We start from the raw sequence: 17882 nt of genomic DNA on the forward strand, positions 1-17882 counted from the left end.
CAGATCAGCCTCGCGGTCGGGCGTCTTCCGCCGATTCGTCGTCCTCGATCGCATCCGGACCTTCTTCGCCGCCGCCGTCGTCGGCCGTTTTCGGCGCGGTCGACTTCGAGGTTTCGATGCCGATGCGATAGGCGGCGAATCCCGGCAGCACGACCTGGTTCAGCGCCATGCCGAGGATGCGTCCGCTGACGGGTGCGTAGATGCGGTACTGCTCATTCGACAGCGGATCGGTGACGACGCCGAGCAACTCTCCTTCGCTGACCCGCTCGCCCAGGGCGACGTCGGAAAAGAGGATGCCGCCGTTGTCGACGCGGACCCATTTCGATGAGTAATACACGTGCTCGGGATCGCCCCAGTAGCGGCGCTGCTTGGTCATGCCCAGCGCGTAGAGCAGCGTTTCGATCGCCTTCGCGCCATGCTCGACCTGCTCGGGCTGCACGCGCATCGGCTCGCCCATTTCGAAGGTCACGGAAGGAATGCCGGCATCATTCGCTGCACGTCGCAGAGAGCCCTTGTCGCCCGAGCTTTGCAGAACGACCGTGGCGCCGAAGGCGCGCGTCATGCGAGTGACCTGCGCAGAACGCAGGTCGGCGCGTACCTGCGGGAGATTCGTGCGATTGAGCGAGCCGGTGTGAAGGTCGATGAGCGCCGAGCAGTGCTTCACGACTTCGGTGAACAGCGAATGCGCCATGCGCGTCGCCGAACTGCCTTTCGCATTGCCCGGGAAGTACCGGTTGAGATCGCGCCGGTCCGGCAGATACCGGGTGCCGCGATAGAAACCCTGGATGTTGACGATGGGGACGCCGATGACGGCGCCGTTGAGCTCTTCGACATCGATGTCGTCGAGCACGCGCCGGACGACTTCGATGCCGTTCAGTTCATCGCCATGAACGGCCGCCGTAAGGCACAGCACCGGGCCTGGCCCTTTGCCGTTCAGGACGATGACGGGGACCGGCACGACGAAGCCTTCGATCGCCGTCCCACTGCTCCAGGTCAGTCGTTTGCGCGTGCCCGGGGCGATTTCCGACCCCAGCAATCGCAGCTTGCCCTTGGGCTTCAGATCGGCGGACGCCGTGGATTGAGCGGGTTCGGCCGCCCGGCCCGTGCCGGGCGCAACGGTCGTGCACACACCGGCAACGGCCAGTAACGCGAGGAGGCGGGCTGGGCGGAAATTCATCCACCGCACGATAGTTGAAATACCGCAGTGCGGCTACTGAGCCGCGGGCCGACGCGGGGAGGGCGATGCACGATCGTGCATCGCAAACGTCATTCGAACGCCGGATTCGAGCCCGTGCGGCGACGGGCCCGAGCTCCGATGAGCGTCTTACCAGCGCGGAGCCTGGCGCGGCGGGCGCGATTCGCGCTCGCGTGCTTCGTTGACTCGCAGCGGCCGGCCGCCCATGTCCATGCCATTCGTGTGTTCGATGGCCTTCTGCGCATCGGACGGCGGCATGTCGACAAAACCGAAGCCGCGCGGCCGACCGGTTTCGCGGTCGTTCACGAGCTTGACGGATTGAACGCTGCCGTACTGTTCGAAGAGCTTGCGGACTTCTGCCTCAGTGGCGCTGAACGGAAGATTTCCCACGTAGATCGTCGTCATCGATAGTCACTCATTATCGCGGACCGAAACAGCAGTCGCTCACCCGCCCGAGGCCCTGCGAGGCCGTCAAGGCGGAAGAGACGAGCTGCACCGTGGTCGTTCGCACAGGACTGAACAGCAAATCGTGCCAGAGGATCGGAAACGCTTGTCGCGATAGAGAGGTGGTCGCCTGAAATGCTTCAGTTGAATACGTTGTTGTGCTGACCGCGGGCGATACTACGTCAGCACTTTTGACCTTGCAACGGCGGGGGGCGCAGGAATCCCCGGAAAATCACCGGTTTTCTCTGCGTTTGCAAAAAGACTGACCCGGCCCCGGGGGGGGCGGGCGGGAGCTTAAGTTCAATCCGCGTGACGGCGCTCGGGACGCGAACGGGCAATCCAGTGCTCGAAATTGCGCAGGTTGCCGAGGTCGCTGTCCTCGTCGTTCCAGAAGCGCAGCCAGTCCTGGAACAGCGGCGGTTCCTCGGGCCAGGTGGCCGACGGATTGCCTTGCTTCGACTGGCGGAGTCGGTCGTACAGGTTGGTGAGCGGGTCCATTGAGGGCTCCTTCGAGGATGAGGAGCATTCTGGGGTGGGCGCAAGAAGGGACTGTTGCGCGGGGATTACGGGGAGATGAAGGAGGCGGCGAGCGATGAGCTGCGAGCTGTGAGCCAGATTCGGAAACAGAGGCGATGAGCTTCCCGTCCTATTCCGGCTCGCGGCTCATCGCTCGCTGCTCATGGCCTCTTATTCCCCTTCCAGATACGTATACCCCGCCAGCTCCCACTCGTAGAACCTTCTCAGCGCCTGACTTTCCTGCAGCGTCATCCGCCCTTCGCGAACGGCGCGCTCGCAATCGCGGGCGAACTGCGGGAAGAGGCGATCGACGTCGTACTGCATGTAGCTGAGTACCTTGCCGGCGGTGTCGCCTTTCACGATTTCCTCGATCCACCAGCCGCCTTCGTCGTGCAGGCGGATGTGGACGACGTGAGTGTCGCCGAAGAGGTTGTGCAGATCGCCGAGTGTTTCCTGGTAGGCGCCGACGAGGAAGGCAGCGAGGTAGTACTCCTCGCCGGGGCGCAGCTCGTGCAGTTCGAGCGTGCGCTTCACGTCGCGATGACTCACGAAGCGGTCGATCTTGCCGTCGGAGTCGCACGTGATGTCGGCCAGCACGCCGTTGCGAGTCGGTTTCTCGTTCAGCCGGTGGATCGGCATGATCGGGAAGAGCTGGTCGATTGCCCAGCTGTCGGGCAGCGACTGGAACACCGAGAAATTGCAGAAGTACGTGTCCGACAGAATCAGCTCGAGGCCTTCCAGCTCTTCCGGAGCGTTGTCGAGCTTGCGGCAATAGTCGCGGATGCGTGCACACGTCGCCCAGTACAGGCGCTCCGCGAGTCCGCGGAACTCGAGGCTCAGCAGGCCGAGATTGAACATCTGCAGTACCTGTTCGCGCGCCTGCACGGCATCGTGATAGCACTCGACCAGGCGTCGTTCGGAAACGCTGCGGTACGCGACGAAGAGATCGGCGACGGGTTGCGGCAGTTCTTCCTCGCCGGTGTAGTCCTCTTCGACTCTCCCGGTGACACGGAACTGGTCGAGCGCCGATGAGCCCAGTGCATTGAAGATCAGGACGCTGTGATGCGCTGTCGTGGCGCGGCCCGATTCGCTCACGATGACCGGATGTTCGATGCCGCGCGCATTGCAGACGCTGGCGATGCGGTACACGACGTCGCTCGCATACTCGTTCATCGTGTAGTTCATCGACGATTCGAAGTTCGTGCCGCTGCCGTCGTAGTCGACGCCGAGACCGCCGCCGACATCGATGTACTTGAGTCCGGCGCCCATCAGCCGCAGTTCGGCGTACACGTGCGCAAGCTCGTTGATCGCGTCTTTGACACGGCGGATGTCCTGCAGCTGGCTGCCCGGATGACAGTGCACGAGCTCCAGGCAGTCGAGCATGTCGTGCTCGCGCAGGGTCTTCACGAGTTCGAGGATTTCGCTCACGAAGAGGCCGAACTTGGATTTCTCGCCAGCCGAATCGCGCCAGCGTCCTGCGCCTTCGCTCGCCAGCTTCACGCGCACACCGATTCGCGGCCGCACCTGATATTTCTGCGAATGCTTGAGCACGAGCGCCAGTTCTTCGAAATTCTCGATCACCGGAATGATCGTGCGGCCGAGCTTGGTCGCGAGGATCACGGCTTCGATGTAGCTGTCGTCCTTGAAGCCGTTGCAGACGATCATTCGATCCGGTGCGTCTTCGGTCAGCGCCATCACCGCGAGCAGTTCCGGCTTCGAGCCGGCTTCGAGACCGAAGCTGAATTCCTTGCCGTAGCGATACACCTCTTCGACGACGAGGCGCTGCTGATTCACCTTGATCGGGAACACGGCGCAGTAGCGGTTCTTGTAGTCGTTCTCGGAAATCGCCTGGGCGAATGCGCCGTGCAACCGCTGCAGACGGTGCTTCAGGATGTCGGAAAAGCGGACGACGACCGGAGCCGTGAGGTCGCGCGCCTTCAGACCCTCGACGACTTCGCGCAGATCGATCTCGTGCGCCGAATCGCCGTCGGGTCGAACGACGACATTGCCCGCGGCGTTGATGCCGAAGTAGTGCTTGCCCCACGCGGGGACCTGATAGAGATCGAGCGAGTCCTCGATCTTCCAGTTCGAATTGGCGGCGAAGGGTTTGGGGGCGCTGTCCATGGGCGAAAGATTATCAGAAGGGGATGGCGGATAGCGGATAGCGGATAGCGGATAGCGGATAGCGGATGGCGGATAGGAAGAACGAACGCGCAGAAACTTCCTTCCGGTTTCTGCCTATCCGCTATCCGCTATCCGCTATCCGCTATCCGCTATCTACTTCTCCGTCGCGATGCCTCGCGAAGAGTCCCTGATCCATTCGCTCCACGAGCCTGCATACAGTTTCGCGCCGGGTTTGCCCGCGACTTCGAGCGCGAGCAGCAGATGACACGCAGTGACGCCGGAGCCGCACATGACGATCGTGTTGCGATCGTCGACGCCGTCCTGCGACGCCGCGAAACGCGCCCGCAATTCGCTCGCTGGCAGGAAGCGTCCCTCCGTCGTCAGATTCAGCGCAAACGGGTGATTGCGTGCGCCGGGCACATGGCCGGCCACTGGATCGATCGGCTCGACTTTTCCTGCGAACCGTTCCGGAGCACGCGCGTCGAGCAGGCGCCAATCGTTGCTGGCGACGTTAGCGGCAACTTGAGATGCATCGAGCCAGGCGCTGCGATCCGCGGCGACTGCGTAGTTGCTCGCAATGCGATGCGTCTTCTCCTGCGTCGTCGGCAGGCCCGCCGCAGTCCACGCTTTGAATCCGCCGTCGAGCACAGCGACCTTGCGGTGGCCGACCCAGCGCAGCAGCCACCAAAGTCTGGCTGCGTATGCGCCTGTATCCGCGTCGTATGCGACGACCTGAGTGTGCGGCTGCAAGCCCCAGCGTCCCAGCGTCGCCGCGAATTGCTGCGGATCCGGCAGCGGATGGCGTCCGGTCGACGGCGTGATCGCACTGGCGAGATCGCGATCGAGGTGTGCGTACACCGCGCCCGGAATGTGGCTCGCGACATACGCCGCTTCGCCCGCCGTCGGCTGCAGGAGATCGGAACGGCAATCGACGACGAGCCAGTCGACGCGCTGCAGATGGGCGGCGAGGTCGGTCGCGGAGATCAGTGTGGAAAACATGGGCGGTACCACGGCGGATGAGGCGCAACGGCCGGAGGATGTGCGCGAATTCTGACTCCTTCCGCGCCTGCTCGCCACGCATCGGCCTTCTCCGACACGGCGACGTCGGACCTCCGCTACAATCCCGGGCAACGATCCTCGCGGCTGGGAATCTATGGCACTCGAACTGTGGTGGGGCAGCGGAAGTCCGTATTCATGGCGGGCTTTGCTCGCGCTCGAATACAAGCAACTGCCTTATGTCTCGCACCAGGTGCAGTTCGCCAAGCAGGAGCACAAGTCGGCCCAGCTCCTGAAGATGAATCCTCGCGGCCGCGTGCCCGTGCTGAAGGACGACGACTACGTCTGCTTCGAATCGCTCGCGATCCTTCACTACCTCGATCGCAAGTATCCCGAGATTCCGCTGTTCGGCAGGACGCCTGAGGAAACAGGCACGATCACGCGCGTCATCAGCGAATACCAGGCGTATGTCGAGGAGCACGTCAAGAAGGTCATGTACGCCATTCTTTTTCAGGCAGCTGAAGGCGGACATTCCGATGACGTGAATCGCGCGATGCATCTGCTCGCGTCGGAGGCGCGCACGATCGAAGGGCGCCTGGCAGCATCGTCCTGGCTCGTCGGTGAGCATTTCTCGGCCGCCGACGTCGTGATTTTCCCCGGCATCCAGATGCTCCTTCGCACCCTCGAGCGCCGCGAAGCTCACGAGCTGCGCAGTCGTTTCCTGCCGGTCGAAACGAACTATCCCGCCATTGCCGCGTGGATCAAGCGCGTCGAAGCGCTGCCTGGCTACGAGCGCACGTATCCGCCGCACTGGCGCGAGCCCAGAGAAAGCTAGAGCAGAGACACGGAATCCCCGTGGAGATCTTCCTCTCCGCGCAGTTTTCCGCGGGTTCGCTGCAGTGGGAAAAAATCAGTACACTCATCCGCTGATTTTTCTCCGTCAGTCGAGTGTTTCGCCATGCCCGATTTCCCCGTCCATGTCGTGTTCCCCGGCCGAATCGTTTTCGTTGGATTCGGCAGTATCGGTCAGGGAGTCTTGCCGCTCATCTTGCGGCACGTGGGCGTGAGTCCCGATCGCATCACGATCGTGACCGCGGAAGACGCCGGCCGCCAGGAAGCGCAGGAATACGGCATCAAGTTCGTGAAGCAGCCGATCACGCAGGAGAACCACGCGCAGGTTCTCGGCCCGCTGCTGTCGACCGGCGATTTCCTGCTGAACCTTTCCGTCGACGTGTCGAGCATCGCGCTCATCAAGCTAGCGCGCGAGAAAGGCGCGCTCTATCTCGATACCTGCATCGAGCCGTGGCCGGGTGGCTACACGGATCAGAGCGTGTCCGCCGCACGCCGTACGAACTATGCGTTGCGCGAATCCGCGCTCGCGCTGCGTACACCCGGAAACAAAGGCCCGACAGCTGTGCTCACGCACGGTGCAAATCCGGGCATGGTTTCGCACTTCGTAAAGCAGGCGCTGCTGAACATCGCAGCGGACACCGGCACGGATGCGGGCAACCCGCGCACTCGCGAAGAGTGGGCCGCGCTTTCCCACAAGCTGGGCATCAAGGTGATTCACATCGCCGAGCGCGACACGCAGGTTGCGAACATCCCGAAGAAGCTCGGTGAATTCGTGAACACCTGGTCGGTCGACGGCTTCATCAGCGAAGGCTGCCAGCCTGCGGAGCTCGGCTGGGGCACGCATGAGAAGACATTGCCGCCGCGCGGCCACGAGTTCGACTTCGGCCCGAAGTGCGCGATCTACATGATGCAGCCCGGCGCCGGAACGCGTGTGCGCACATGGACGCCCAAGGCCGGCTCGTTTCACGGTTTCCTCATCACGCACGGTGAATCGATCTCGATTCCCGACTACCTGTCGCACCGGGAAGGCGGCAAGGTTGTGTCCCGACCGACCGCGCACTATTCCTACCACCCCTGCAACGACGCCGTGCTTTCCGTGGCGGAGTTCGCTGGCCGCAACTGGCAGCAGCAGGAACGCAAGCGGATCATGAACAAGGAAATCATCGACGGCATCGATGAGCTCGGCGTTCTGCTCGCGGGTCACAAGAAGAACGCATACTGGTTCGGCTCGCAGCTTTCGATCGAAGAAGCGCGCAAGCTCGCTCCGTACAACAGCGCCACCAGCCTGCAGGTCTGCGTCGCCGTTCTCTCCGGTCTCGTGTGGGCGATGGAAAATCCCACGCAGGGCATCGTCGAGCCGGACGAGATGGATTTCCGCCGCAACCTCGAGATCTGCAAGCCGTATCTCGGCCCCGTCGTGGGTTCTTACACCGACTGGACGCCGCTCACCGGTCGCAACTCGATCTTCAAGGAAGACGTGGATGCGGACGACCCGTGGCAGTTCAAGAACGTGCTTGTGTGAAGGAGAAGCGGATAGCGGTTGGCGGTTAGCGGTTGGTTCAGAATCGCCGCGATCGCTGGCGCTCGTGCTCGTGTCCTCGCGCGCGGCAGTCGAGTCGACTGCCGCGCGCGTTCGTCTGCACGCTCCGCCTCTTCCTAACCGCTAACCGCTAACCGCCAACCGCTCCTCCTTCATGCCTCTTCGAATCAGTTTCAATCTCGGCGACTCCGACCTGCGCCACTTCGAAGAAGTCGCGCAGCAGACGCAGGCGAACGCCCGGCGATTGTCGGCTGCGGAAATCGTTGCTTCAGCCAAAGCGATGCTGCAGGCGGCGCAACGCGCGCAGCAGGCGGAGTTCGTGCGCGAGCGGTTCGCGCGACTGCAGGCGATGCTCGAGATGGCCGAAGACGCCGACTGGCCGCTCGGGCCGGAAGACAGTCAGCGCCTGCTCAATGCGCTCGCCTGTTTCAGCGGCGGCGAGCCGGCGTCCGGTGCCGGATTTCTCGATCACGCGATCATGGTGGAACTCGTCAGCCGCGATCTCGAGCACGATCTCGCCGCGTACCGCGACTTCTGCAAAGCCCGCGAAGCCCAGAACAAGCGCCGGCGCTCAGGCGCGGAACAGGATGCTCACCGCGCCGAATGGCTCACGCAGAAGCGTGAGGAGCTGCAGCGGAGGATGCATGAGAGGCGGACGGCGGCGCTCGATAAGGCGGGGAGTTCGGTGAGGAAGCTGTTTTCGCTGTTTGGGTTGTGAGAAGAGGCTGGGAAGCTGCGAGCTGCGAGCGACGAGCCAGGCTCAGAAGGTTCCGATCCGTATTTCCGGCTCGCAGCGCGCCGCTCATCGCTCGCCGCTCACTCCATATCTCACCGCGACCACCACATACGTCTTCCTCCCTCCCGGCACTTCCACGTTCACCTCATCGTCCAGTCCCTTCCTCATCAGCGCCTTCCCCAGCGGCGAGTCCATGCTCAGGTAGCGTTTCGCGACGTCGAATTCATCGGGGCCGACGATGCGGTATTCGGTCTGTTCGCCGTCGTCGTCTTCGAGCGTGACCCACGCGCCGAAGAAGACTTTCGAGCGATCTTTCGGGGGCTGATCGACGACGGTCATGCCGTCGAGCCGCTGTCGCAGAAACCGGACACGACGATCGATCTCGCGCAGCTGGCGTTTGCCGTAGATGTACTCCGCGTTCTCGGAGCGATCTCCCTGGGCCGCTGCTTCCGACACTGCCTGAGTGACCTGCGGGCGCAAAACGCGCCACAGATGATCGAGCTCGTCCTTCAGTGTGCGTGCCCCTTCGGGCGTGATGAATTTCGAGCCCCGCGGTGCGGGCGGACGATAACGACTCATGTGATCCTGTTTGCTAATTGGAGCTAAGGCAACGCCTGATACTGTCAAAGCCCGGACAAATTGTGCGTTCCTTCACGGTACGTACAGGGTGCGGTCTCTAGTCTCATGCTCCATGAGCGTCAAGTACTACACGCACTTTCTCCTCCAGGAAAGCAAGCCGAAAGGCCTGAGTGAGTTCCGCGGCGTGGTCGAGGTGAACCGCACGATGCGTCGCGGCGACCTCAAGGAAGCGGCAGCAGTACTGGCGCGGAATTTCGAGTGCGAGTCGCGGGACATCAAGGTCCTGCAGTGGTCGCGGCTGCACTGATCCGTTTGCGTGCGAGTGTTGATGTGAGTTGACGTTTTTCCTGCGAATCCCCTAGCGGGCTTCTTCCCTTCAGAAGGTCCGCTTCTTATAGCCCCGAGCCACAAGCTTGGGGTTTTTTTTGTCTTGAGGCAGGCGATGAGCGGCGAGCGATGAGCTGTGAGCCGGACGCCGGCAGAAATGGCATCATCCGCCTCATCGCTCATCGCTCATCGCTCTCATGAAACCATCCGTCACTGCCGCTGCCAGCGCGGCGCTCATTCTTGCGGCTTGTGCCACCGATCAGTCTTCCGCTCCTGCCCGGCCCTCGGGTGTGCTGCTGCAGAACTTCGACCAGTCGGTTCGTGCGCAGGACGATTTCTATCGCCACGTAAATGGCCAGTGGCTGACCACGACGGAGATCCCGGCGGATCGGTCGAACTACGGTGCCTTCACGCTGCTGGCCGAAGGAGCGGAGCGCAATCTGCGCGAGATTCTCGAGCAGGCGAGTGCGGCGAAGGATCTTCAGCCGGGATCGGATGAACAGAAGGTCGGCGATCTCTACGCCAGCTTCATGGACACCGGCACGATCGAGGCGCGCGGCCTGACGCCGCTCGCCGCCGAGCTTGCGGCGATCGATGCGATTGCCTCGAAGCGCGACCTGGCGCGGTCGATCGGCCATCTGCGCCGGATCGGGATCGGTCAGCCGTTCGTGTTCATGGTCAGCATCGATCGGAAGAACTCCACGCAGTACCTGCCCGTCCTGACGCAGTCCGGATTGTCGATGCCAGACCGTGACTACTATCTTTCCGACGACGCACGGCTGAAGGGGATTCGCGAGAAGTACCATCTCTACGTCCGCGACCTGCTCGCGGCGGCGGATACGCCTGATGCGGAACCGGCGGCCGGGAAGATCGTTGCGCTCGAAACGCAGATTGCGAAAGCGCATTGGACGCGCGTGCAGAACCGCGACGCGGAGAAGACATACAACCGTCGTGATCTCGCAGCGCTGCGCAACCAGATGGCGGCGTTCGACTGGGACGCCTTCTTCGAGGGCGCGAAGCTCCCGGCGGCAAAAGTGAGCGCCGCCAGCATCTCGCAGCCTGGCTACTTCGACGCCCTGAACAGATTGCTCGCGGAGGTGCCGGTCGCCGATTGGCGCGTCTATCTGCGTTTCAAGGTCCTGAATGCGTACGCGCCGAACCTGCCCGAGCGCTTCGCGAACCTGCATTTCGAGTTCAACGATCGCACGGTTTCCGGAATCGAGCAGATCAAGCCGCGATGGAAGCGCGGCGTCGACACGGTCGAGGGCGGCATCGGCGAGATTGCGGGCCGTCTCTATGTCGAGCGCCATTTCAGCCCGGAAGCCAAGCAGCGCATTCAGGTGCTGGTCGACAATCTCGTCGCGGCGTACTCGCAAGGCATCGACGATCTCGAATGGATGACGCCGCAGACGAAGGTCCGCGCTCACGCGAAACTGAATCAGTTCACGACCAAGATCGGCTATCCGTCGAAGTGGCGTGACTGGTCGGCGCTCGAAATCCGTCGTGACGACCTGGTCGGCAACGAGATGCGTTCATCCGCCGTCGAATTCGATCGCGACATCGCCAAGCTCGGCGGTCCCGTCGACCGCACGGAATGGCGCATGACGCCGCAGACCGTGAATGCGTACTACAGCCCCCCGTCGAACGAGATCGTTTTCCCCGCCGCGATCCTGCAGCCGCCGTTCTTCGATCCGAACGTCGACGATGCAATCAATTACGGCGCCATCGGCTCGGTGATCGGTCACGAGATCAGTCACGGGTTCGACGACCAGGGTCGTCGCTACGACGGTGCCGGCAATCTCTCGGACTGGTGGGCACCGAAGGACAATGAAGAGTTCACGCAGCGCGCGAAGGCGCTGGGCGCGCAGTACAACGCGCTGAGCCCGCTGCCGGGCCTCAGCGTCAACGGCGATCTGACCATGGGCGAGAACATTGCCGATCTCGCGGGTGTCGCGATGGCGTATCGCGCCTATCACCTGTCATTGAAGGGCAGGCAGGCGCCGGTGATCGACGGGTTGACCGGCGATCAGCGCTTCTTCATCGGCTGGGCGCAGGTCTGGGCCCGGAAGTATCGCGACGACGAGCTGCGCAAGCGCCTGCTGACCGACCCGCATTCGCCGAGCGAATACCGGACGAACAACATCCTCGGCAACCTCGCGCCGTTCTACGCGGCGTTCGAGGTGAAGCAGGGTGACAGGATGTTTCGGTCGGAAGGCGACAGGGTGAAGATCTGGTGAGGCGCGGACAGCTGTGAGCGAGGAGCAATGAGCCGGAAGCGGCGGCAGAGATCCTCGTCTTCCTGTGGGTCCGGCTTCAGCCGGACGTGATGCCGAAAGGCATGCTTCGCATGACGTCCGGCTAAAGCCGGACCCACAGCAGGAGCGGAACGTTCAGTCCGAAGGCGCTCGCCCAGCGGGAACTCCGCCTTGTATCCGCGAATTGCTTCCCCTATATCGGGCACTCTCCGCGGGCACAAAGAAGGGTCCTTCCATGCAAGCCATCCGAGTCGTCGCCGTGCTCCTGCTGGCGTCGCTGTTTACTGGCTGTGGGTACAACACGCTGCAGTCGCAGGACGAGCAGGTGAAATCCGCGTGGTCCGAGGTACTGAACCAGTATCAGCGTCGCGCCGACCTGGTCCCCAATCTCGTGAACACGGTGAAGGGCGCCGTGCAGGCGGAGAAAGACATCCTCGAGAGCGTCGTCAACGCGCGTGCGAAAGCGACGTCGATCCAGGCGACGCCCGAGCTGATCAACAATCCCGCCGCTTTCCAGCAGTGGCAGGCAGCGCAGGGCGAATTGAGCTCAGCGTTGTCGCGCCTGATGGTCGTCGTGGAGCGCTACCCCGAGCTCAAGTCGATTTCCGGTTTCGATGATCTGCGTGCGCAGCTCGAAGGCACGGAGAACCGGATTGCCGTTGCCCGCAAGCGCTACATCGACAGCGTGCAGACGTACAACACGACCGTGCGGCAGTTCCCCACGAATCTCACCGCGAAGATGTTCGGTCACAAGGTGAAACCGAACTTCTCCGTCGAGAACGAAGCGGAAATTTCCCGTCCGCCGAGCGTCGATTTCGGAACGCAGCCGACCACGACACCGCCGCGGGTCGAATCGACGGGCTGATCGAACTCGTGACCAGTCCCCTCGGTCCGGTCTGCGCCTCCAGGGCGACGCGGGGAGCGGCTGCGCTTCGCTCGATCCTTCTCCCATTGCTTGCCTTCGCCTCCGCGCTGGCTTTGGCCCAGGTGCCGGTCCCCCGGCTCACTGCGCCGGTGATGGATCAGACGCAGACGCTCACGCCGCAGCAGATCGCCTCTCTCGACCGGACGATCCGGGATTTCCGCGATCGCAAGGGCAGCCAGATCTCGGTGCTCATCGTGCCGACGACGCAGCCCGAGAGCATCGAGCAGTATTCCATCCGTGTCGTCGATGACTGGAAGCTTGGCCGGCGCGATGTCGAAGACGGCGTGCTGCTGCTCGTCGCCAAGGACGACCGGGCGGTGCGGATCGAAGTGGGCTACGGGCTCGAAGGTGCATTGCCGGATGTGATCGCGAACCGCATCGTGCAGCAAGTGATCGTCCCGCGATTTCGCCAGGGCGATTTCGCGGGCGGCATCGCCGAGGGCATCGAGCGGATCATTGCCGTCGTCGAAGGCGAGCCGCTGCCAGAGCCGGAACGCCAGTCGCAGCCGTCGGTCGAAGGGATCGGACAGATCTTTCCGGTCCTGTTCATGCTCGTGATCGTCGGCGGCGGGATTCTCCGGCGCATGCTCGGCGGCTTCGGCGGCGCCACGGTGGTCGGTGGCCTGGCGGGCACCATTGCCTGGGCACTCACGAAGGTGATCGGTGTGGGAATCGGCGCCGGCGTCATCGCCTTCATCTTCACGTTGCTGGGCGGCGGCGGATTCGGAGGCAGCGGCTGGAGCAACCGGCGCCGCGGCGGATACGGCGGCGGCTGGGGCGGCGGTTTCGGCGGTGGCGGTGGTTTTGGCGGCGGCGGCGGCTGGAGCGGCGGTGGTGGCGGCTTCGGCGGCGGCGGCGCTTCGGGTCGGTGGTAGAGAGATGAAGTTCGCACGTGCATCCCGGCATCTGGCCACGACCGGCTTCGGTCTGCGGCGTGCCTTCAATCCGCAGGCGCTCGCGGCGATCGAGAATGCGATCCGCGAGACGGAAAGCCAGCATGGCGGCGAAATCCGCTTCGCCGTCGAGAACAATCTGAGCTTTGGCGAGTTATGGCGCGACGTATCGCCGCGGGCGCGGGCCATCGAAGCTTTTGCGCATCTAGGCGTCTGGGACACCGAACTCAACAACGGCGTGCTGATCTATGTGTTGTGGGCCGATCACGACGTCGAAATCGTTGCGGATCGCGGGTTCCGAACCACGGTCGCGGAACAGGAATGGGGCGAAATCTGTCATCGCATGGAATCGCTGTTCGCCTCGGGCGCACCGCAGCAGGCCGCTGTGGAAGGCATCCGGGCCGTCGGTCAGCTGATCGCGCGGCATTTTCCGGCGGCGGATCGCAACGAGTTGCCGAATCGGCCCGTTTTGCTGTGACTTTCGCAAAGCGGTGCTGTTGGTCATTGCCGACAGCGTGGCCGCCTCATCTTTCTTGAAGGTCAATTGCGGGTCGCGTCCACCTACGTCATTTGGTAAAACTCACTCCATGAATCCGCGTCCGACTGTTTCTACCGGGGCCGGCAGCGTTGCCCGACTCGGTGCCGCACTGTCTCTTGGCCTTCTGCTCGCCGGTTGCCAGGCATTTCAATCCAAGCCCGAGCCTGTGGCCGCGGAACCCGCTCCGCCGCCCCCGCCGCAGATCCTCGAGCCGGTGGCGACCCACGAATTCCAGCTGCAGCCCGATGACGATGTGATCGGTCAGCTCCAGGTCACGAAGGTCGAGGGCGAAGACACGTTTTCCGACATCGCCCGTCGCTTCAACGTGGGCTATGAGGAAATGGTCCGCGCGAACCCGGGCATCGATCCCTGGGTGCCCGGCGTCGGCCGCGAAGTCGTGGTGCCCACGCAGTTCGTGCTGCCCGATGCGCCGCGCGAAGGACTAGTGATCAACCTCGCGCAGCTTCGCGTGTACTACTTCCCGAAGGTCAAGGAAGGTGAGCCGCAGACTGTGCTAACTCATCCGATCGGCGTGGGCAAGGTCGGCTGGTCGACGCCCGAGGGCGTCACCAAGGTCACAGGCAAGCGCAAGGACCCGACGTGGTTTCCGCCGGCATCGGTTCGCAAGGAGCATCGCGAAGCCGGTGATCCGCTACCGGCGAAAGTCCCGCCGGGCCCGGACAATCCGCTCGGCGCGCACATGATGACGCTCGGCTGGCCGAGCTATCTCGTGCACGGAACCAACAAGCCCTACGGCGTCGGCATGCGGTCCAGCCATGGTTGCATCCGCTTTTATCCGGAAGACATCGCGCAGCTCTATGACGCCGTGCCCGTGGGCACCAAGGTGACGGTGGTGAATCAGCCGTTCGTCTTCGGCTGGCATCGTGGCGCGCTCTACGTGCAGGCATTCCCGGTCGCGGAAGACGATCAGCGCGAGCATCCGAAGGGTGCCGATGCGCTGCTGAACGCCGCCATCTCCGATCGGATGTGGCAGAGCGTCACTCAGCACAACGTCTCGCTGGATCTGGAGCTGGTGAACAAGCTGGCCGAAGATTCGCGCGGTATCGCAATGCCTGTGTCCCGCAACGCCGTGCGTGCGGATGCGAACACGCAGAAGAGCCGCAAGAAGCAGCCTCCGCCGCAGCCGGTGCCGAGCCTCACGCTCGAGCAGTACATCGCGTCGGCGCGTCACGTCGAAAACAGGGTGCCCGAGGGAGCGAACTGGAACGGCAAGGATGAATTGCTCGTGACAGCCGCGGAGTTCGATGCCGCCCGCTCCGGAACGATTATTCCGAAGGCGAAACCGGCCGCAAAGAAGTCATCCGGCTCCACGGCAGCGCCGACCAAGAGCGCAGCGAAGCCCGCCGAAGAGGCTGCTCCGCGCAGTTCCGGCCCGACCTCTCGCGGCAAGCGCAGCGCCGCGCCGGTTGCAGCCGGCTCGACCTGAAGAGAGGAAAGAGATTTCACACGGAGTTCACGGAGATCACGGAGTAAAAAGGCAGCCTTCTCCGAAGGATTGCTTTGTCTCCGTGTACTCCGTGAGCTCCGTGTGAAACGTCTTCTCCCCTGTCATTCACTCGTCATCTGAGCCGCTTACGCTGCCGCCGCAAGGAAGCTGCTGGGCTGCCCAATGCGCGTGCTGATGATTTCGGATGTCTATTTTCCCCGGATCAATGGCGTGTCGACGTCGCTCCAGACGTTCCGCCGGGGGCTGCATGCGGCGGGACACGAAACCGTCCTGATTGCGCCTGAGTATCCGGTCGAATGGAGCGGCCGCGAGGAAGGCGAGATCATCCGCATTCCTTCCCGCTACCTGCCCCGCGACCCCGAAGATCGTGCAATGCGGACCAGCTTCATTCGCAAGCTGCGGCCCGGACTCGCACGCCGCAACTTCGATCTCGTGCACGTGCAGACGCCGTTCATCGCCCACTACCAGGGCGTGAGCATCGCGCGAGAGCTCGGCATTCCGGTTGTCGAGACCTATCACACGTACTTTGAAGAGTATCTGCATCACTACGTGCCGCTCATGCCCCGGGCAGTGATGCGGTTCGTCGCGCGGCGTTTCACTTCCTCTCAATGCAATGCGCTGGATGCGCTCGTGGTGCCGTCGCGCGCGATGCAGGACGCACTCGTGGACTACGGCGTGCGCTGTCCGATGCAGATCATTCCGACGGGCATGGAGATGGAGCGGTTCGCGGGCGGTGACGGCCAGAAATTCCGTGCCCAGATCGGGATCGAACCTGATCGCCCGGTGCTCGTTCACGTGGGTCGGGTGGCGCACGAGAAGAACATCGATTTCCTGTTCCGGATGTTCCGCAAGGTCGTCGATCAGCGGCCCGAGGCCATGATGATCGTCGCGGGCGAAGGTCCCGCGCTCCCGCATTGCAAGGCGTACGTCGAATCGTTGCGCCTGACGAAATACGTTCGCTTCGTCGGTTATCTCGCCCGTGATTCGGCCCTGCTCGATTGCTATCGCGCCGGCGACCTCTTCGTGTTCTCGTCGAAGACGGAAACGCAGGGGCTCGTGCTGCTCGAAGCGATGGCGCTCGGCGTTCCAGTCGTATCCACGGCGCACATGGGGACTGCCGACATCGTGCGTCCCGAGCGCGGTGCCCGCCGGGCGCCGGATGACGAGGAAGGCTTCGCGCAGCTCGTCCTGAAATTGCTAGCCGATCCCCAGGCCCGGATTGCGATGTCGAGCGAGGCTCGCGCCTACGCGGCAACCTGGTCGGCGGAGGCAATGGCCACGAAGATGGCGGGCTTCTACCAGGAGGTCGCGGACAGGGCGATCGAGTCTCGCGGTCTGCGACTCGAGACCTGAGCCCACCCGGGAGCTGAGCCAGAGGAACCGGGCCCTCGGTTCGCGGATTCTTTCCCCGGTCACAGTGTTTTCTGCCGTTTACTGCAACTGCGGAAGATCGCGCGTCGACCCTGCTCGACGCCGCCGGAGGGTTGGGCAAATAATCGGCGCACACCTCGCGATCCGCGAAACCTTCCAGGGGAGAGCCTACAGATGCGTCTCGAAAATCGGCGCGAGAGCGGCAACGTCGAAGATCGTCGCGGCATTCGCTACGGGCGCGCGGGTGGCATCGGTCTCGGAACGATCGTGCTGGCGCTCGTTGCCATGTACTTCGGCCAGGATCCGTCGGTCGTGCTGCAGGGAGTGCAGAACCAGGGGCCTGTTCAACAGGAGCAGGTGCCTTATCAGGAGACGCAGGAAGAGGCCGAGGCCCGCGTGCTGGTATCGAAAGTCCTCGCCGATACCGAGGACACCTGGGACGCGATCTTTCAGGCCAACGGTCAGACCTACGAGCATCCCAAGCTGGTGCTCTTTTCTGAAGGTGTGGAAACAGCCTGTGGCTTCGCGCAGTCCGCGGTCGGTCCGTTCTATTGCCCCGGCGACCATAAGGTCTACATCGACCTCACGTTCTATCAGGACCTGCGCAGCCGCTTCGGCGCACCCGGTGACTTCGCGCAGGGCTATGTGATCGCCCACGAGGTCGGCCACCATGTGCAGACGCTCCTCGGCATCTCGGAGCGCAACATGGCCGCGCGTCAGCGTGCGAGCGAAGCAGAAGCGAACGCGCTCTCAGTGAGGCAGGAGCTGCAGGCGGATTGCTTCGCCGGCATCTGGGCGCACAACGCCAACGAATCGCGCCAGCTCCTCGAAGCCGGCGACATCGAAGAAGGTCTCAACGCCGCCAGCGCCATCGGCGACGATCGTCTCACTCAGGGTCGCGCTCCGCCGGAATCCTTCACTCATGGCACTTCGGAACAGCGCGTGCGCTGGTTCAAGCGAGGATATGAGACGGGGTCGGTGCAGCAGTGCGACACGTTTGCGACGAGGAGCCTTTGAGATCCAGAGCCGGAGTCGGATTTCACACGGAGTTCACGGAGAACACGGAGAAGGAGCTGGTATCCGTTCTGACGATCTCCGTGCTCTGCGTGAACTCCATGTGAAC

At 63.2% G+C, this 17882-nt stretch carries 17 protein-coding genes; 11 read left to right on the plus strand and 6 right to left on the minus strand.

Annotated elements, in window-relative coordinates:
* Positions 1-4: 4 nt before the first annotated feature.
* From HNQ60_RS18400 to HNQ60_RS18420, 5 genes are all read right to left on the minus strand, one after another.
* Positions 5-1177: a succinylglutamate desuccinylase/aspartoacylase family protein gene (locus HNQ60_RS18400; protein ID WP_184334229.1), complete on the minus strand. Its 1173-nt coding sequence runs from the start codon at positions 1175-1177 to the stop codon at positions 5-7.
* 147 nt (positions 1178-1324) lie between these two features.
* On the minus strand, positions 1325-1600 hold the full coding sequence (locus tag HNQ60_RS18405; protein WP_184334230.1) for an RNA recognition motif domain-containing protein: 276 nt from the start codon (positions 1598-1600) through the stop codon (positions 1325-1327).
* A gap of 339 nt (positions 1601-1939) precedes the next feature.
* Positions 1940-2137, minus strand: a complete 198-nt coding sequence (locus HNQ60_RS18410) for a hypothetical protein (protein WP_184334231.1) — start codon at positions 2135-2137, stop codon at positions 1940-1942.
* 189 nt (positions 2138-2326) lie between these two features.
* A complete protein-coding gene (gene speA / locus HNQ60_RS18415; RefSeq protein ID WP_184334232.1) occupies positions 2327-4279 on the minus strand; it encodes a biosynthetic arginine decarboxylase in 1953 nt (650 codons plus the stop codon).
* A gap of 153 nt (positions 4280-4432) precedes the next feature.
* Positions 4433-5278: a sulfurtransferase gene (locus tag HNQ60_RS18420; protein ID WP_184334233.1), complete on the minus strand. Its 846-nt coding sequence runs from the start codon at positions 5276-5278 to the stop codon at positions 4433-4435.
* A gap of 154 nt (positions 5279-5432) precedes the next feature.
* Between HNQ60_RS18420 and HNQ60_RS18425 the strand changes: the two genes are divergently transcribed.
* From HNQ60_RS18425 to HNQ60_RS18435, 3 genes are all read left to right on the plus strand, one after another.
* On the plus strand, positions 5433-6110 hold the full coding sequence (locus HNQ60_RS18425; protein WP_184334234.1) for a glutathione S-transferase family protein: 678 nt from the start codon (positions 5433-5435) through the stop codon (positions 6108-6110).
* 123 nt (positions 6111-6233) lie between these two features.
* Positions 6234-7649 carry a homospermidine synthase gene (locus HNQ60_RS18430; protein ID WP_184334235.1) on the plus strand — a complete coding sequence of 472 codons (1416 nt, stop codon included), beginning with the start codon at positions 6234-6236 and terminating at the stop codon, positions 7647-7649.
* Positions 7650-7821: 172 nt separating this feature from the next.
* Positions 7822-8385, plus strand: coding sequence for a hypothetical protein (locus HNQ60_RS18435; RefSeq protein WP_184334236.1), 564 nt, complete (start codon positions 7822-7824; stop codon positions 8383-8385).
* 84 nt (positions 8386-8469) lie between these two features.
* Here the strand turns inward: HNQ60_RS18435 and greB are convergent, their stop codons facing one another.
* Positions 8470-8982, minus strand: coding sequence for a transcription elongation factor GreB (gene greB / locus HNQ60_RS18440; RefSeq protein ID WP_184334237.1), 513 nt, complete (start codon positions 8980-8982; stop codon positions 8470-8472).
* A gap of 112 nt (positions 8983-9094) precedes the next feature.
* Here greB and HNQ60_RS18445 point away from each other — a divergent pair, with 112 nt between their 5' ends.
* From HNQ60_RS18445 to ypfJ, 8 genes are all read left to right on the plus strand, one after another.
* Complete coding sequence (locus tag HNQ60_RS18445; RefSeq protein WP_184334238.1) at positions 9095-9289, plus strand: hypothetical protein; 195 nt, start codon at positions 9095-9097, stop codon at positions 9287-9289.
* 217 nt (positions 9290-9506) lie between these two features.
* Complete coding sequence (locus HNQ60_RS18450) at positions 9507-11546, plus strand: M13 family metallopeptidase (RefSeq protein WP_184334239.1); 2040 nt, start codon at positions 9507-9509, stop codon at positions 11544-11546.
* 253 nt (positions 11547-11799) lie between these two features.
* Entirely contained in the window at positions 11800-12429 is a 630-nt protein-coding gene (locus tag HNQ60_RS18455; protein WP_184334240.1) for a LemA family protein, read from the plus strand.
* Positions 12430-12437: 8 nt separating this feature from the next.
* Positions 12438-13364: a TPM domain-containing protein gene (locus HNQ60_RS27940; RefSeq protein WP_322096882.1), complete on the plus strand. Its 927-nt coding sequence runs from the start codon at positions 12438-12440 to the stop codon at positions 13362-13364.
* Between the two features lie 4 nt (positions 13365-13368).
* Positions 13369-13860, plus strand: coding sequence for a TPM domain-containing protein (locus tag HNQ60_RS18465; protein ID WP_184334241.1), 492 nt, complete (start codon positions 13369-13371; stop codon positions 13858-13860).
* 226 nt (positions 13861-14086) lie between these two features.
* The gene (locus HNQ60_RS18470; RefSeq protein ID WP_184334242.1) at positions 14087-15367 is read left to right on the plus strand and encodes a L,D-transpeptidase family protein; all 1281 of its coding nucleotides are present in this window, start codon (positions 14087-14089) and stop codon (positions 15365-15367) included.
* A 231-nt stretch (positions 15368-15598) separates the two neighbouring features.
* On the plus strand, positions 15599-16741 hold the full coding sequence (locus tag HNQ60_RS18475) for a glycosyltransferase (RefSeq protein WP_221304280.1): 1143 nt from the start codon (positions 15599-15601) through the stop codon (positions 16739-16741).
* Between the two features lie 192 nt (positions 16742-16933).
* A complete protein-coding gene (ypfJ, locus tag HNQ60_RS18480) occupies positions 16934-17776 on the plus strand; it encodes a KPN_02809 family neutral zinc metallopeptidase (protein WP_184334244.1) in 843 nt (280 codons plus the stop codon).
* Positions 17777-17882 lie beyond the last annotated feature (106 nt).

The organism is Povalibacter uvarum, assembly GCF_014202975.1.
Lineage (GTDB): Bacteria > Pseudomonadota > Gammaproteobacteria > Steroidobacterales > Steroidobacteraceae > Steroidobacter > Steroidobacter uvarum.

Coding starts and splice junctions, on each gene's coding strand:
- HNQ60_RS18400 (WP_184334229.1), bottom strand. CDS start 1,177: ATGAATTTCCGCCCAGCCCGCCTCCTCGCGTTACTGGCCGTTGCCGGT.
- HNQ60_RS18405 (WP_184334230.1), bottom strand. CDS start 1,600: ATGACGACGATCTACGTGGGAAATCTTCCGTTCAGCGCCACTGAGGCA.
- HNQ60_RS18410 (WP_184334231.1), bottom strand. CDS start 2,137: ATGGACCCGCTCACCAACCTGTACGACCGACTCCGCCAGTCGAAGCAA.
- speA (WP_184334232.1), bottom strand. CDS start 4,279: ATGGACAGCGCCCCCAAACCCTTCGCCGCCAATTCGAACTGGAAGATC.
- HNQ60_RS18420 (WP_184334233.1), bottom strand. CDS start 5,278: ATGTTTTCCACACTGATCTCCGCGACCGACCTCGCCGCCCATCTGCAG.
- HNQ60_RS18425 (WP_184334234.1), top strand. CDS start 5,433: ATGGCACTCGAACTGTGGTGGGGCAGCGGAAGTCCGTATTCATGGCGG.
- HNQ60_RS18430 (WP_184334235.1), top strand. CDS start 6,234: ATGCCCGATTTCCCCGTCCATGTCGTGTTCCCCGGCCGAATCGTTTTC.
- HNQ60_RS18435 (WP_184334236.1), top strand. CDS start 7,822: ATGCCTCTTCGAATCAGTTTCAATCTCGGCGACTCCGACCTGCGCCAC.
- greB (WP_184334237.1), bottom strand. CDS start 8,982: ATGAGTCGTTATCGTCCGCCCGCACCGCGGGGCTCGAAATTCATCACG.
- HNQ60_RS18445 (WP_184334238.1), top strand. CDS start 9,095: ATGAGCGTCAAGTACTACACGCACTTTCTCCTCCAGGAAAGCAAGCCG.
- HNQ60_RS18450 (WP_184334239.1), top strand. CDS start 9,507: ATGAAACCATCCGTCACTGCCGCTGCCAGCGCGGCGCTCATTCTTGCG.
- HNQ60_RS18455 (WP_184334240.1), top strand. CDS start 11,800: ATGCAAGCCATCCGAGTCGTCGCCGTGCTCCTGCTGGCGTCGCTGTTT.
- HNQ60_RS18465 (WP_184334241.1), top strand. CDS start 13,369: ATGAAGTTCGCACGTGCATCCCGGCATCTGGCCACGACCGGCTTCGGT.
- ypfJ (WP_184334244.1), top strand. CDS start 16,934: ATGCGTCTCGAAAATCGGCGCGAGAGCGGCAACGTCGAAGATCGTCGC.